14 protein-coding genes are annotated in these 14,813 nt (G+C 70.4%); 5 read left to right on the top strand and 9 right to left on the bottom strand.

Annotation, left to right across the window (positions count from 1 at the left end; genetic code table 11):
• The 6 genes from QM582_RS06400 to QM582_RS06375 all read right to left on the bottom strand — a co-directional run.
• A partial coding sequence (locus tag QM582_RS06400) for an SLC13 family permease (RefSeq protein WP_415082778.1) occupies positions 1-627 on the bottom strand: 627 nt, incomplete at its 3' end.
• A gap of 120 nt (positions 628-747) precedes the next feature.
• Positions 748-1,845: a hypothetical protein gene (locus tag QM582_RS06395; RefSeq protein ID WP_415082777.1), complete on the bottom strand. Its 1,098-nt coding sequence runs from the start codon at positions 1,843-1,845 to the stop codon at positions 748-750.
• Position 1,846: 1 nt separating this feature from the next.
• Entirely contained in the window at positions 1,847-2,902 is a 1,056-nt protein-coding gene (locus QM582_RS06390; RefSeq protein ID WP_415082776.1) for a D-2-hydroxyacid dehydrogenase, read from the bottom strand.
• Complete coding sequence (locus QM582_RS06385; protein WP_415082774.1) at positions 2,895-4,265, bottom strand: MFS transporter; 1,371 nt, start codon at positions 4,263-4,265, stop codon at positions 2,895-2,897. The genes QM582_RS06390 and QM582_RS06385 overlap by 8 nt, the downstream gene beginning before the upstream one ends.
• Positions 4,266-4,377: 112 nt before the next feature.
• On the bottom strand, positions 4,378-5,169 hold the full coding sequence (locus QM582_RS06380; RefSeq protein ID WP_415082772.1) for an IclR family transcriptional regulator: 792 nt from the start codon (positions 5,167-5,169) through the stop codon (positions 4,378-4,380).
• A 40-nt stretch (positions 5,170-5,209) separates the two neighbouring features.
• On the bottom strand, positions 5,210-6,106 hold the full coding sequence (locus tag QM582_RS06375; protein WP_415082771.1) for an NAD(P)-dependent oxidoreductase: 897 nt from the start codon (positions 6,104-6,106) through the stop codon (positions 5,210-5,212).
• A 201-nt stretch (positions 6,107-6,307) separates the two neighbouring features.
• Between QM582_RS06375 and QM582_RS06370 the strand changes: the two genes are divergently transcribed.
• From QM582_RS06370 to QM582_RS06360, 3 genes are all read left to right on the top strand, one after another.
• Positions 6,308-7,789: a glutamate-cysteine ligase family protein gene (locus QM582_RS06370; RefSeq protein WP_415082769.1), complete on the top strand. Its 1,482-nt coding sequence runs from the start codon at positions 6,308-6,310 to the stop codon at positions 7,787-7,789.
• A gap of 171 nt (positions 7,790-7,960) precedes the next feature.
• Positions 7,961-9,139 carry a peptidoglycan DD-metalloendopeptidase family protein gene (locus QM582_RS06365; RefSeq protein ID WP_415082767.1) on the top strand — a complete coding sequence of 393 codons (1,179 nt, stop codon included), beginning with the start codon at positions 7,961-7,963 and terminating at the stop codon, positions 9,137-9,139.
• A 98-nt stretch (positions 9,140-9,237) separates the two neighbouring features.
• Positions 9,238-10,200: an L-lactate dehydrogenase gene (locus tag QM582_RS06360; RefSeq protein WP_415082765.1), complete on the top strand. Its 963-nt coding sequence runs from the start codon at positions 9,238-9,240 to the stop codon at positions 10,198-10,200.
• An 83-nt stretch (positions 10,201-10,283) separates the two neighbouring features.
• On the opposite strand, the gene QM582_RS06355 is transcribed toward QM582_RS06360, so the two are convergent.
• Entirely contained in the window at positions 10,284-10,847 is a 564-nt protein-coding gene (locus QM582_RS06355) for a hypothetical protein (RefSeq protein WP_415082763.1), read from the bottom strand.
• A 145-nt stretch (positions 10,848-10,992) separates the two neighbouring features.
• Between QM582_RS06355 and QM582_RS06350 the strand changes: the two genes are divergently transcribed.
• Entirely contained in the window at positions 10,993-11,955 is a 963-nt protein-coding gene (locus QM582_RS06350; protein WP_415082761.1) for a hypothetical protein, read from the top strand.
• Positions 11,956-12,011: 56 nt separating this feature from the next.
• On the opposite strand, the gene QM582_RS06345 is transcribed toward QM582_RS06350, so the two are convergent.
• Positions 12,012-12,512 carry a hypothetical protein gene (locus tag QM582_RS06345; protein ID WP_415082759.1) on the bottom strand — a complete coding sequence of 167 codons (501 nt, stop codon included), beginning with the start codon at positions 12,510-12,512 and terminating at the stop codon, positions 12,012-12,014.
• A gap of 462 nt (positions 12,513-12,974) precedes the next feature.
• On the opposite strand from QM582_RS06345, the gene QM582_RS06340 reads away from it, so the two are divergent.
• Positions 12,975-13,946, top strand: a complete 972-nt coding sequence (locus QM582_RS06340; protein WP_415082757.1) for a DUF4192 domain-containing protein — start codon at positions 12,975-12,977, stop codon at positions 13,944-13,946.
• Here QM582_RS06340 and QM582_RS06335 read toward each other — a convergent pair.
• On the bottom strand, positions 13,943-14,647 hold the full coding sequence (locus QM582_RS06335) for a VIT family protein (protein WP_415082755.1): 705 nt from the start codon (positions 14,645-14,647) through the stop codon (positions 13,943-13,945). The genes QM582_RS06340 and QM582_RS06335 overlap by 4 nt on opposite strands.
• Positions 14,648-14,813 lie beyond the last annotated feature (166 nt).

Raw genomic sequence — 14,813 nt, 5'->3', positions numbered from 1 at the left:
CTCCGGATCCGTCGCCGGGATGGACAGGTCGGAGCCGAAGAATTGCCGGAACGCCAGGTATTCGACCGTCAGCACCGCCAGCCAAGGCAGCGCCATCAGCCCGGCGAAGGACAGGAACCCGAGCCCGGCGGCCGACATCGCCAGTAGGTTGGTCAGATTGGACACCGGCAGCAGCAGTGAGCCGGCATTGGCCAAATGGGTGCAGGCGTAGGCGTGCGGCCGCGGCCGCACCCCCATCCGGGACGCCGTCGCGAACACCACCGGGGTGACCAGCACCACGGTGGCGTCCAGCGACAACACCGCGGTGACGCCGGCGGCCAGCAGGAAGACGAAGACCAGCAGCCGGTGCGGGTCGCCCCGGCTGCGCGCCGCCATCAGCGCGCCGGCGTAGCGGAACAGCCCGTCGGCGTCGCAGAGTTCGCTGATCACCAGCACCGCGGCCAGGAAGGCCACCACCGGGAAGAGCTGGGCGATCTCGGCCCAGGCCCGGTCCCAGCTCAGTGCGCCGGTGAGCAGCACGACGGCGGCTGCCGGGACCGCGGCGACCGCCTCGGGCAGACCCCGCGGACGCACCACGGCGAAGCCCAGCACGACCACCAGCATCGCGATCGCAACGGCCTCACCCACGAGGGTTCAGGCTAGCCCCGCCGGCCGTGGCGCCGGTCTCACCCCAAGGGGTTCCGCCGGTAGGGCGGCCGACCGATCGTGCCTACCGGGGGAACCTCCAAGGGGTCGGCGTGCGGTGGGTCAGCCCCGGCGCAGGGAAGCCGGACCACCCGGCAGGTCGATGTGGACGCCGGTGTCGGTCAACCCCTCGCCGGAGATCCGGTAGACGGCCAGGCAGCGGTCCGCGTACAGCTGGGCGACGATCCGCTCGGAATCCCTGCTGAACACCACCCCTTGCGCGGCGGCACCGGTGGGCAGCTCGGCGACCCGGCGCAGTCGTCCGTCGTCGTTGGCGAGCAGCACCAGGCGTCCGGTGTCGCTGTGGCCGGGCTGCTCCGGCGGGATCTGGCTGCCCGCCATGCACAACGCCACCACCCAACGACCGTCGGGGGAGATCGCCACCCCTTCCGGCACCGACGGCACCGCGGCGTGATCGACCGATGTCAACGGTGTGGACGAGGCGTCCACCAGGGTGACCAGGTCGGCGTCCGCCACGCTCTGTCCGCCCCGGACGTCCTTGCCGGCCCAGCCGACGCTGCCGATCACCGCCCAGCGGCCCGCGGCGTCGACGTCCACCACGTAGGGGCTGACGCCGGTGGCCAGCCGCTGCGGTCGGGCCACGACATCCGGGCCGGTGAGGTCGAGGACGGCCGCACCCTGCTCGTCGCGCAGCGAGACGATCGCCGCGCTGCCGTCCGGCAGTACGCCGATGCCGGCGAGCCGTCCCGACGACACCGGGACCCGCTGCCGCTGCTCCGCCCGGCCGTCGGCGATGTCGAAGACGACCACCTCGCCGCCGACCGTGGTGACCAGCAGTCGCCGTCCGTCCGGGGTGAAGGCCACCGCCTGCGGATGGCTGCCCAGCTCGATCACCTCGACGCTCGCCGAGGATCCGTCGAACCGGACCAGCTGCAGTACCTCGTGGAAGACCAGCGTCCCGGCAGCGGCGTCGTAGGAGGTGGGCGCGGCGACCGCCGCCAGCTGTCCGGCGGGGGCGAGCGCGACCGCCTGCGGTGGCCCGACGATCGAGGTGCGGACGTCGACCGTGGCCAGCACGGCGGGCGGTTCGGCGTCCAGATCGATCAGGCTGAGCGTGTCAGCGCCGACGCCGGCCGGGAACAGGTCCCGGCCGGCGTCGCGGACCAGCTTGGCGTCATTGGCACTGACGAAGAGCTCCACCTCAGTAACCCGAGGACGGATCGACCACGTTGGCCAGCGGACGACCGGCCAGGTAGGCCCGCAGGTTGTCGCAGAAGATCGCACAGATGCGCTCGTCCTCCTTGCTGTCCAGGCCGCCGGAATGCGGGCTGACCAGCACGTTCTCCAGATCCCACAGCGGGGAATCGGCGGGCAGCGGCTCGACGGCGAAGACGTCGAGGGCGGCGAAACCGACCTGTCCGGAGCGCAGCGCGTCGACCAGCGCGTCCTCGTCGATCACGGTGCCGCGTCCCACGTTGACCACGGTGACGCCCGGCTTGGCCAGAGACAGGATGCGGCCGTTGATCAGCTTCTCGGTCTGCGGAGTGCCGGGCAGGGTGAGCACGATGTGGTCGGCGCGGCCGACGATGCTCTCCAGATCGTCCAGCGCATGCACTTCGTCGACGTTCTCGACCTCGCTGACCCGGCGCTTCAGGCCGAGCACCGTCATGCCCAGCGCCTTGCACCGTTTGGCCACCTGCTGGCCGATGCCGCCCAGGCCGGCGATCAGCACCGTGCTGCCCTCGATGGGATGTCCGACCACCCGGGTCGGCCAGTCGTGGGCGCGCTGCTGCCGCTGCAGCCGGGGGAGCTCCTTGCGGCCGCAGAACAGCCCGAAGATCGCCCACTCGGCCAGCGGGATGCCATGGGCGCCCGCCGAGGTGGTGAACACGATCCGCTGCAGAGCCTCGTCCGGCAGATTCGCGGCGAGCACCTGGCTGCCGCCGCCGGCCGCCATGGTCATCACCCAGCGCAGCTTCGGGTTCGCCGCGACGGTACGGGCCAGCGCGGGCGGCTGGACGTCCGGGATGCCGTAGAGCACCTCGGCGCTGTCCACCAGGGCGTCGAAGCGGGCCTGCTGCTCCGGCGTCCGGTGGAACGACGGGTCGCCGGCGAAGTCCGCCGGATGGCGCATCGGGGGCAGCAGCTCCTGGTCGACGACCACCTCGACCCGAGGGTCGACGGCCGCGACGCGGTCGCACAGTTCCGGGGCCAGCGGGGTGGCGACGACCACCCGCACCTTGTCCTGCTCAGACATGCACAGTCTCCTGTCCGGCGTCGTTGAGGTCGGTCAGACTACGACCCTTGGTCTCCGGGGTGACGAAGGTCGTAAGGAACGAGATCAGGGACAGCAGCGCCGAGTAGCTGGCGATGACCCACCAGGCGTTGCCGGTGACGGCCAGGATCGAGGCTCCGACCAGCGGGGCGATGCCGCCGGCGATCACCGCGGAGAACTCTCGAGCCGTGGCCACACCGGTGAACCGGTGCTGATTGCCGAAGAGCTCCGGCAGCATCGCGCACTGCGGGCCGAGCATGGCTTGAACACCGATGCCGATACCGACGCCCATCACCAGCAGCACCAGCCAGACCTGGCCCAGGGTGAGCAGCCAGATGCCGGGGAAGGCGAACGCTGCGCTGAAGAAGGCTCCCCAGCGGTACACCTGAACCCGGCCGAAGCGGTCGGAGAGGGCTCCGAAGAACACCACGGTGAAGATCGAGATGGCAGCCGCCACCACTGCACCCCAGGTCCCGATCAACTGCTGGCCCTTGTAAACCTCAAGGCTCGCCACGTAGGCCAGCAGCAGTGCCGAGTAGATCGAGGAGTTGCCGTTCTCACCCATCCGCAGCCCGATGCCGATCAGGATGTTGCGCCGCGAGGTGGAGATCGCCTGACCGACGGACTGCTTGACGGGCGCCTCACGGTGCGCCTCGGCCTCCTCGAGGGCCTCGAAGGCCGGGGACTCCTTGAGCCGCATCCGGATCACGACGGCGACGATGATCAGCACGGCGCCGAGCAGGAAGGGCACCCGCCACAGCCAGCCGAAGAGCACCTCGCGGTGAGCGAGACCGAGCAGGGCAAAGGTGCCGGCGCCCAACAGGGTGCCGATCTGGATGCCGACGAACGGCAGTGAGGCGAAGAAGCCGCGCCGCTGAGGTGGCGCGAACTCCGAGATCAGCACGGTCGCGCCGGCCTGCTCCGCGCCGGCGCCGAGGCCCTGGGCGATGCGCAGCGCGACCAGCAGGATCGCGCCCCAGATGCCGGCCATGTCGTAGGTGGGCAGCATGCCGATCAGCATCGACGAGCCGCCCATCAGGGCGATGGTGATGATCAGCACGACCTTGCGGCCGAGCCGGTCGCCCATGGCGCCGAAGACCAGTCCGCCGATCGGGCGGGCGGCGAAGCCGACCGCCAGGGTGCCGAGAGAGGCGATGGTGGCACCGGTCGGACCGAGCGGCTTGAAGAAGAGTTCGCCGAAGATCAGTGCGCTGGCGAGGCTGTAGATGTAGAAGTCGTAGTACTCCAGGGCGGAGCCGACCGATGAGGCCAGGGTCGCGCGACGGAGTTGGACGGGGTCGACAGCTGGCTCTTGGGAAGGTGGCCGTGTGTGTTGCTCAGACATGAGAGCTCCTTTGTTCTCTATGCGGTAGCTCCATCATGCCCTATAGATCGAACGGTGGGCAATAGATCGAACAATCTTGGTCAGAGTGCGTCCACGATCGGAGTGGGGAGCGTCAGCCGGTGGCCATCGGGTTGCCCAGCAGGGTGGCCACCCGGGTGAGTTCTTTCACCAGCACGTCGCGGACCTCGTCGTTCCAGTCGGACTTGTGCTTGGTCACGCTGATCGCCAGGATCGGCGCCCGGACGCCGCGGGTCGGTACCACCACGGCGAGTCCGACCACGCTGTCGGCCGACTCCTCGTCGTCGATCGCGTAGCCGCGGGCCCGGGCCAGCCGGACGTCCTTGAGCAGCCGGGGGACCGTGCGCCGGGAACGGCTGGTCAGCTGCGGCAGCTCGTCGATGCCGTAGTAGAGCCGCTCGATCTCGGAATCGTCCAGCCTGGCCAGCAGCGCCTTGCCCTGTGCGCACGAGGACGCCGGCAGCCGGTCGCCGATGTTGGTGGTCAGCCGGACCGCCGGGTGGCCCTCGTAGCGGGCCAGGCACAGCGTGTCGATGCCGGCGGCGGTGGAGAGCCGCAGCGTCTCGCCGCGCAGCACGTCCGACTCCAGGCAGGCCCGGTGGAATTCGCTGACCTGGTCGAGCCGGGACAGGTAGGCCCCGCCCAACTCGACCAGCTTGCGGCCCAGCGAATACCCGAGGTCGTCGCGCCGGATCAGCCCGCCCAGTTCCAGGGCGGTGCAGATCGTGCTGGTGGACGACTTCGGAACCCCCAGATCCCGGCTCAGGTCGGACAGCGTCATGATCCCCGACTCGCTGGACGCCAGGGCGTCCAGCACCGCCACCGCCCGGCTCACCGCCGGTGCGGCGCCGGGGGGCGTGACGTCGGTTCCGCCGCGTACGGGCATGCCGGGCCCCCTAGCCGTTCAGAGGGTCGAACATGATCGGTCAGCCGTTCGCTGTCTCGGACGCCGAGGCGTCCTCGATCCACTGCTGCACCACCGAGGCGTCCTCGTCGCCCAGGCCGGCCTCGGTCAGTGCGGTGTAGGCCGCGAGCAGCGGTTCGGCGGTGACCAGGCGCAACCCGGAGACGTCCGCCTCCTCGATGACCGCCTTGAGGTCCTTGATCAGGAACTTCGCCGGGCCGGCGGCGGTGTGGTCGTGGTTGACGAACTTGGGTCCCTTGACCTCCATGATCCGCGAGCCCGCGTAGCCGGTGGAGAGCAGGTCGAACAGCCGTCCGACGTCCAGCCCGGCGCGTTCGGCGAGCAGGGACGCCTCGGCCACCGCGACCACCTCGGCCGCGACGATCAGCTGATTGCAGGCCTTGGCGACCTGGCCCGCGCCGAGCGGCCCCAGGTGCACGGCCGTGCCGGTCGCCGACATCACCGCCACCGCGGTCGCGGCGGCCTCGTCCGGCCCGCCGATCATGATCGACAGCGCGCCGGCCTCGGCGCCCTCGACGCCGCCGCTGACCGGGGCGTCGACGACGGTGACCGGATGCGGCTGGTCGTCCAGCCGGGCCTGCAGATCGCGGACGTCCTTGGCCGACGTGGTCGACGAGACCACCAGGATGAGCGGCTTCCGCAGCCCGGCGAGCAACCCGTCCGGGCCGTCCAGCAGCGCCTCGATGTCACCGATGGCGGGCACCATCAGGATGATCAGGTCGCTGTCGGCGGCGACCTCCCGTGGGTTCGCAGCCAGTTCGGCGCCGCCGGACACCAGGTCGGCGAGCCGGTCGGGAAAGCGGTCGAGCAGGATCAGGCGTCCGCCCGTGGCATGCTTCTGGATGTGCCCGGCCATCGGAAGGCCCATGCGTCCGAGGCCGATGAAACCCACGTCCATGTGGTGACTCCATTCATTCTAGAGAACGGCGTTCAACTTACTGAACGTCGATGCTAGCGGGCCTCCACCCGGAGCGCCAGAGTGCGCAGCTCGCGATGAACCGCGGACGCCGGGGCCGATCCGGCTCCGGGCCGCTTCTTCGGGCAGATTCTCGCGGTTGGGGTGGTGCGTCTCCGGCTGGGGTGAGTCATACTCCCCGCCATGGGGCGTGACATCGAGTCGACGACGTACACCAGGGAACAGCGGCAGCGGTACCGCGAAAAGGTGCGGCACTGCCTGGACGTCTTCGAGCAGATGCTCGCCGCCGACAGCTTCGACTTCGACGAGCCGATGAGCGGCATGGAGATCGAGTTGAATCTGGTCGGTGGCGACTACCGGCCGAAGCTGGACAACGCCGACGTGCTGGCGGCGATCGCCGACCCGGAGTATCAGACCGAGCTCGGCCGGTTCAACATCGAATTCAACGTCCCGCCGGCGCCGCTGGCCGGAGACGCCCTGGCCCGGCTGGAGGCCACGCTGCGGGAATCCATTAACGAGGCCGAACGGCGCTCCTCGGCGCTGGGCACGCACATCATCATGACCGGCATCCTGCCCACGGTGACGGCGGAGACGTTCGAGGGCGACTGGATGAGCGACAACCTCCGCTACGCCGCGATCAACGACGCGGTGCTGGCCGCGCGGGGCGAGGACATCCACATCGACATCGAGGGGCCCGGCGGGGAGTTCCTCACCCGTTATGTCGATTCGGTGGCGCCGGAATCGGCCTGCACCTCGATGCAATTGCATCTGCAGATCCGTCCGGAGGAATTCGCCGATCACTGGAACGCCGCGCAGGTGCTGGCCGGACCGCAATTGGCGCTGGCCGCCAATTCGCCGTTCCTGATGGGCCGGCAGCTGTGGGCGGAGACCCGGATCGTGCTGTTCGAGCAGGCCACTGACACCCGGCCCATCGAGTACGCCAACCAGGGGGTCCGGCCCCGGGTGTGGTTCGGGGAGCGGTGGATCACCTCGATCTTCGACCTCTTCGAGGAGAACTCCCGCTGGTTCCCGGCCCTGCTGCCGGAGCTGGACCCGGAGGACCCGCAGGCCGTCTTCGACGCGGGCGGCGCCCCGCAACTGGCCGAGATGCGACTGCACAACGGCACCATCTACCGCTGGAACCGGCCGATTTACGACCTGGCCGGCGGGACGCCGCACCTGCGGCTGGAGAACCGGGTGCTGCCGGCCGGCCCGACGGTGGTGGACATCCTTGCCAATGCCGCTTTCTACTACGGAACGTTGCGCACCCTGGCGGCCGAGGACCGACCGCTGTGGAGCCGGATGGCGTTCTCCACGGCCGGGGCCAATTTCCTGGCCGGCGCCCGGCAGGGGATCGACGCCGACCTGTTCTGGCCCGGGGTCGGCGAGCTGCCCGCCTCGGAGTTGATCCTGCGGCACCTGCTCCCGCTGGCCTACCGCGGCCTGGACGCCTGGGGCGTCGATCCGGCGGTGCGGGACCGGCTGCTCGGCATCGTGGAGGGACGCTGCAAGACCGGCATGAACGGGGCGCAATGGCAGATCGAGGCCGTTCGCGCGCTGGAGGCGTCCGGAATTCCCCGGGTGGAGGCATTGCGACGCATGGTGGCGGCGTATGCCGACCAGATGCACGGCAATACCCCCGTGCACACCTGGGAAATGCTGTAATTATCCTTGAGAAACCCTCAGGGAACGTATTGGGCGCCCGTTGGGCAGGCACTTTCTTGCTAGGCTCCGCACGTTGGTCGCGAGAAAGGTCTGGGGGGAATGGTCACGCTGCCACGCAATAACTCTCGCACGAATCCGGATTCCACGCCGCGACGCGTCGGTGCCGGAAAGGTGCATCACCGACGTCCGCGAAGGCCGGCGGGGGAGCGGCTGCCGCTGCGTTCCTATCTGCTGAATGCGGCCGCCATCGTCGTCGCGGTGCTCCTGGCGCCGGTGCTGACCAGGTCGTCGGCGTCCGTCGCCGTGCCGCGGCCGGTGCAGGCCGTTCCGGCGAGTGTGGCGCCGGCCGGCGTGGCTCCGGAGCAGCACGAACGGTTCGCCACCGAATCGACGCAGCCGGCGCCCGGCCGGAACGCCGCGCGCGACGATCTCGACCACGACGACACGCTCGCGCCGCCGCCTCCACCGGGGAAGGCGGTGGCCGCCAACGGCACCGACTTCGTCTCGCCGGTGCCCGGGGCGATCACCGGAGGCTTCGGCCAGCGGTTCCACCCGATCCTGCACTACTGGCGGATGCACAACGGCGTCGACATGCATGCCGCCTGCGGCACGGTGGTGGTGGCCGCCTACCGCGGCACGGTGATCCAGGCCGGGCCCAACGGCGGCTACGGCAACCTGGTGGTCGTCGATCACGGCCGCTACAAGGGCAAGCAGGTGATCAGCAAGTACGCGCACCTGTCCCGGATCGGCGTCCGGGTCGGCGATCGGGTGGACACCGGGCAGGGCATCGCGCTCTCCGGCACCACCGGGCTGTCGACCGGCTGCCATCTGCACTTCGAGATCAAGGAGAACGGCGGCTACGTCGATCCCGCGCCGTACCTGACCGGCAAGTCCTCGCCGCGTCCGAGCGGTCCGATCAAGGATCTCGGGCCGACCGCGTCGCCCAGCCCGTCGCCGAGCAACTCCGGCAAGCCGAGCGCATCGCCCTCGCCGACGGCGTCCAAGACCCCGGCCCCGTCCAAGACGCCGGCCCCGTCGAAGACCCCGTCCCCGTCGAAGACCCCGACGCCGGGACCGTCGAAGACGCCCTCTCCGGAGCCGTCCGAGACACCGGAACCGAGCACCTCGCCGACGCCCACTCCGACGCCCAGTGAGTCGAAGGAGACGCCGGATCCCAAGCCGAGCGAGTCGAAGGACGCGCCGGATCCCAAGCCGAGCGAATCCAAGGCCACCTCGGATCCAACCCCGTCCCACTCGTCCCGCAGCGCTCCGACGCCGAGCGGCACCCGGGAACCGGCGCACGAGCAGCCGTCCAAGGTTCCCGCGCCGAGCGCCGGCAGCACGCCGTAGCGGGCCGCGGCGCACGGCGGCGACCGGGGCGGTGACGGGGATTAGGTAAACCTTCGTTTCAGCCGCGGGGAGCGGGACCGCTCGCTAACGTTGGCTTCATGGCGACTACCACCAGCACCCCGTCCAAGCTTTCCGTGATCGGCGCCGGCGCCGTCGGCTCGTCCCTTGCCTACGCATCGTTGATCCGCGGTTCCGCGGAGGAGATCGCGCTGTACGACCTGGATGGCAAGAAGGCGGATGCCGAGGTCCGCGACCTGTGCCATGGCACCCAGTTCACCCCGTCGTCCGGCGTGATCGGCGGCGGCAACATCGAGGTGGTCAAGGACTCCGACGTGGTGATCATCACCGCCGGAGCCAAGCAGCGCCCCGGGCAGACCCGGCTCGACCTGGCCGCGACCAACGTCAACATCCTCAAGTCGCTGATGCCGCAACTGCTCGAGCAGGCTCCGGACGCGCTCTACGTCCTGGTCACCAACCCCTGTGACGTGCTCACCGTGGTGGCGCAGAAGATCAGCGGCCTGCCGACCAGCCGGGTGTTCTCCACCGGCACCATGCTGGACACCTCCCGGCTCCGGTTCGCCATCGCCCAGGTGGCGCGGCTGTCGCCGGCGCACGTGCACGCCACCATCATGGGCGAGCACGGCGACAGCGAGTTCCCGGTCTGGTCCAGCGCCAAGATCACCAGCATCCCGATCCGCGACTGGGTCGACTCGACCGGCAAGCGGATGTTCGACGAGACCCTGCTCGCCCAGCTGTCGGACGAGGCCATGCACGCCGCCTACACGGTGATCGAGGGCAAGGGCGCCACCAACTACGCGATCGGCCTGACCGGTGCCCGGCTGACCGAGGCCCTGCTCAGCAGCAAGCGCGCGGTCTTCCCGCTGTCCAGCGTGCTGAACGGCTGGCACGACCTCTACGACGTGGCGCTGTCGGTGCCCAGCCTGGTGTCCAGCAAGGGCATCGAGCGGGTCCTGGACGTGCCGCTGGACGCGCAGGAGATCACCATGCTGCGCCGCTCGGCGGCCACCCTGAAGGAGTCGCTGAAGGCCCTCGGGTTCTGACCCCTCGGTTCTTCTGACACAGTGCGACGGGCGCTCCCGGGATCTGTCCCGGAGAGCGCCCGTCGTGCATGCTGCTGGTAGTGCTACTTGAGCGGCGCGGTGTGGGTGGCGACGTCCTCGGCCAGTTCGAGCGCCGCCTGCCGCTGCTGCTCGGAGGTGCCGCCGAGGCCGAGCACCCGCACGTAGTAGTGGTTGTCGACGGCCAGCAGGGCCGTGGTGGAACGGCTTTCGCCGGTCACGCCGGAGCGCTGGTCGCCGCTGTAGTTGTCGGTCTGGCTGAGCTTCTCCAGCTCGGACAACAGCACCGTGCCCTTGGGGTCGTGGACCACCTGCACCGAGAGCAGCGCGCCACCGTCCTCGCTCTGCAGGGCGCATTCGCCGACGCGGCGTCCGGCCTCGAAGGTGGACAGTTCGCGCAGCCCCGAGACCGGCTGATCGATCACCGACTCGGCCTTCGCGGCGTCCACCCGGCCATCGCAGAGCTGGCCGCGGGTGCCGATCAGCGAGGGACCGGGATCGGGGTCGTCGGCGGTGCACCCGGTCAGGGCCAGCAGCGCGCCGACGGCGACCAGGCCGGTTCTGGCCAGGAGCGCCCGGGGGGTGGAGCCGGCCCGGCCGGAGCCGATCGGGCGGAACGGGGTGGACATGGGGAAGACCCTACTCCGGATGAGCTCCCGACAAGCCGGGTGATCAGCGTCGCGGGGGCCCGGCTGCGCCGGGAAATCCGGTTCCTATGGCCCCGCTGTGCGAGGCGAGTAGGCTGACCCCGACGCTCCGTCAGATTGGACGCCGATGCTGCCGTTGTCCGGACCAGGGTTCTCCCTGTTCGAGCAGAACATCCCGCTCGCCATCGCCATCGTGGTGTGCTCATCGGTCGCCTACGCGGGCGGCTCGACGATGCAACACCTCGCTGTCGGGCGCCTGGTCGACCCCGACGCCGAGAACCGGGCGATGGGCCTGCGCCAGTTGTGGCGGCTGATCCGCACCCCGCTGTGGCTGCTCGGCCTGTTCACTATTTTCATCGGGGCGTCGGCGCACATCGTGGCGCTGATGCTGGCGCCGGTCACCGTGGTGCAGCCGGTCGGCATCCTGGCCGTGCCGTGGGCGGTGCTGATGGCGGCCCGGATCCACCGGCACACGGTGACCCGGACGATGTGGCTCTCGGTGGCGATCACCGTGTCCGGCATCGTGCTGTTCACCCTGCTGTCGGCCAGTGCGGCGTCCGACCACACCGTGCTCAACCCGACGGCGATCGGCATCGGTTGCGTCGTGGTCAGCGTGATCGGCGCCACCCTCGGCCTGCTGGGCTGGAAGGGCCCGGCGCGGCTGCGCTGCCTGATGTGGGCTTCCGGCGGCTCCTTCTTCTACGGCCTGTCGGCCGGCATGGTGAAGACCACCTCGGAGGTGGTCAAGCACGACGGCTTCCACGGCATGCCGATCTTCTGGGTGGTGGCGCCCTTCCTGGTGCTCTCCTACGGCATCGGCGGGTTCATGGTGCAGCAGGGCCTGGCCAACGGACCGGCCGAGATCACCGTCGGTTCGATGACCACCACCGATCCGATCGTGGCGGTCAGCTTCGGGCTGATCGTGCTCGGCGAGGGCGTCCGGATCAGCCCGTTGGCGGGCGTCGGGATGGCGCTGGCCGGGGTCTTCGCGGTGTGGGGCGTGGTGCTGCTGTCCAAGCATCACCCGGACGCCGCCCGCTCGGTTCCGGTGCTTCCGGTGGCCGGTGCCGAGCAACCGGTGGCACCGTAGTTCTTGGGTTGCTGCGGGCCGCGTTGCGTGCTGCGTGTCGGGTCTGGGCGGTTCGCTCAGCCCTTGACCGGCAGCGCGGACATCTGGCGTCCGGTGCCGGTGGTCAGGATGATGGTGGCGTCCCCGCGCGACATCGGGAAGAACACGTAACCGGTGGCCGCGCGGGCCGGTGACGCCGTCCCGGTGCGGATGTCGGGGGACCGCGGGCTGCTGGTCGGCCGGATCACCTCGGTGGTGGCGTTGGCGAAGGCCATGAAGCCGAAGGTGATCGGCCCGCCGTCGGAGTAGATCCGGAGCTGCAGCTGCAGGCCCTCGTCGGTCCACTCCGAGTCCAGGATCTCCCAGCGGCCCTTCTGCCGCTCGTCCGGGGTGTTGAACGGCAGGCCGGGGCCGGCCGAGGCGGTCTGGCTGGGGGTCGGGCTGCTGCTCGGGGTGCTCTCCGGCAGCGAGCGGACGTAGCTGCCGCCGACGATCACCAGCACCAGCACGACCAGCGCGACGACGGTGATCAGCATCGGGGTGCGGTTGGGCGGCGGGGCGAACTGGCCGATCGACACTGACGCCGGACGCTGGGCGCCGAGGGCCTGCCGGGGATCGAAGCCCGGCTGCTGTGGGAAGCCCTGAGGGGCGTTCTGTGGCTGAGCTGAATCCGGCGCTCCGTAGGGCGGCTGGCTCGGGTAGGAAGACTGGCTCGGGTAGGGCGGTTGGCCGGGGTACGGCGGTTGGGCACCCGGATGGGGCGGAGGGTACGGGCTCTGGCCGGGGTACTGCTGCGGTCCGGGGCCGGTTCCCGGGCGGGGCTGTTGGGCGCCCGGGTTCGGCGGCTGGGCTCCCCACGGGGGAGTCGAGCCGGAGCCCGGGGGAGTCGAGCCGGAGCCCGGGGGAGTCGAGCCGGGCCAGCCGTTGCCTGGTGTGCTGGTCATCGCAACTCAGGCTACTCGCACCGGTGCTGTCCACAGCCGCAGGCCGGGCGTCGAGAGTTTTGAACACTTTTCCCGGCCCGGGCGGTCACTGATGGCATGACTTCTGACACCTCGGTTCCCGTGGCCCGCGTCCGCGACCTGCCCGATCTGCTCGGTGTGATCCCGCACCTGCTCGGCTTTCACCCGGAGGAGTCGATGGTGCTGATCGTCATCGACAACGGGCGCATCGAGTTGACCGCCCGTGCCGACCTGGGTGACCTGCAGCCCGCCAACCACCTGGAACTGATGATCGATCGGATGCTGCTGCGCTGGCCGGCGGCGGGGATGTGGCTGGTGGCGTACGCCGCGGAGGAGCGAGCCGGCTGGGCGCTGCTCCGGCGCGGTCGCAAGCACCTGGGCGACGCGATGATCGGCGACCCGGCCTGCGTCAGCGGGGGCCGCTACCGGGTCGGCGACTGTTGGGGGCCGCAGTTCGACCACGACCCCAGGTCCAGCGCCGCCGCGGCATCGGCGACCCTGCATGGTTTGCAGGCGCGGCCTCGCCGCGGCATGCTCGCCGAGCAGTTGCGTGCCGACCCCGGGCAGGCGGCGACGGTCGAGGCGTGCTGGTTCCGCGCGTTGCAGCGCGCGATGCCGCTGGACTCGTCGGCCTGGGTGCGGGAACTGCTGGGTGCCCTGGCGTCGGCGCTGCGCGATCCGGCCGGGCTGGGGCCGGACGAGTTGGCCTGGCTGGGGCTGCTGATCAACCACCCGCAGGCGCGGGACCAGGCGGTGCTCTCCCTGGAACCGGCGGCCGCGGATTCCTGGGTCGAGCTGTGGAGCCGGGTGGTCCGGGCCTGTCCGCACGGCACGCAGAGCCAGCCGCTGGCCGTGCTCGCCCTGGCGGCCTGGGTGAACGGCAACGGGGCCTTACAGACGGTCTGCCTGGAGGAGTTGGAGGCTCAGGGTGTCCGACCCGGCCTGCAAGACATGCTGGAGGACTTGAACGAGGGCATCATTCCGCCCAGCGAGTGGGACGACCTGAGGGTCCGGTTCCGCGACCTGCTGGAGGAAGCGGACGCCGGCTAGAGGTACCCGCCGACCAGGCTGCCGGCGGCGTAGGTGAGGCCCATCGCCAGGCCGCCGACGATCACATTGCGCAGTACGGGGCGGAGCGTCCCGGCGCCGCTGAGCCGGGCGCTGGTGTAGCCGGTTCCGGCCAGGGCGACCAGCACCGCCACGACGGTGACGACCAGGCGCACCGGGACCGGTGAGGCCACGATGGCCAGCAGCGGCACCAGCGCGCCGAGGGTGAAAGCAGTCGTGGAGGCGATCGCGGCATGCCACGGGTTGGTCTGCTCGTCGGCGTCGATGCCGAGCAGCTCCCGGGCATGGACGCCGAGGGCGTCGTGTGCGGACAGCTCGGACGCCACCCGTCCGGCCAGTTCGGGGGAGAGCCCGCCCGCGGCGTAGTGCGCCGCGAGCTCGTCGAGCTTGGCCTGCGGGGTGGTGGACAGCTGCTGCCGTACCCGCTCCACGGCAGCCTTCTCGGTGTCCCGCTGGGTGCTCACCGAGACGTACTCGCCGCCGCCCATCGACAGTGCGCCGGCGACCATGCCCGCGATGCCGGCGATCAGCAGCGCGAAGGAGTCGCTGGTGGCGCCGGCCACCCCGAAGACCAGGCTGGCGGTGGACACGATGCCGTCGTTCGCGCCCAGCACCCCGGCCCGCAGCCAGTTCAGCCGGGACGCCAGTGCGGCGTCCGGCCGGGCAGCGGTGGTGGTGCTCATTCGCCCACTGTGACCCCTCGCCGAGCCGCGCGCAAGCAAGGAAAGGCTGCCCTGGCCTGCTCGGAACCATCGCTCTATAGCGTTGTGACAAGGTAGTACGAGGGTCCCGCCGAGGCGATTCGATGTTCGAATCCAGACGCCGAGAGGGTGACCGGCGGGGGCTGGG

Origin of the sequence: Micropruina sp. (assembly GCF_047607385.1) — a bacterium.
Classification (GTDB): domain Bacteria; phylum Actinomycetota; class Actinomycetes; order Propionibacteriales; family Propionibacteriaceae; genus Micropruina.
The sequence above is the reverse complement of the archived record's forward strand: the minus strand, read 5'-3'. Positions and strand labels throughout refer to the sequence as shown.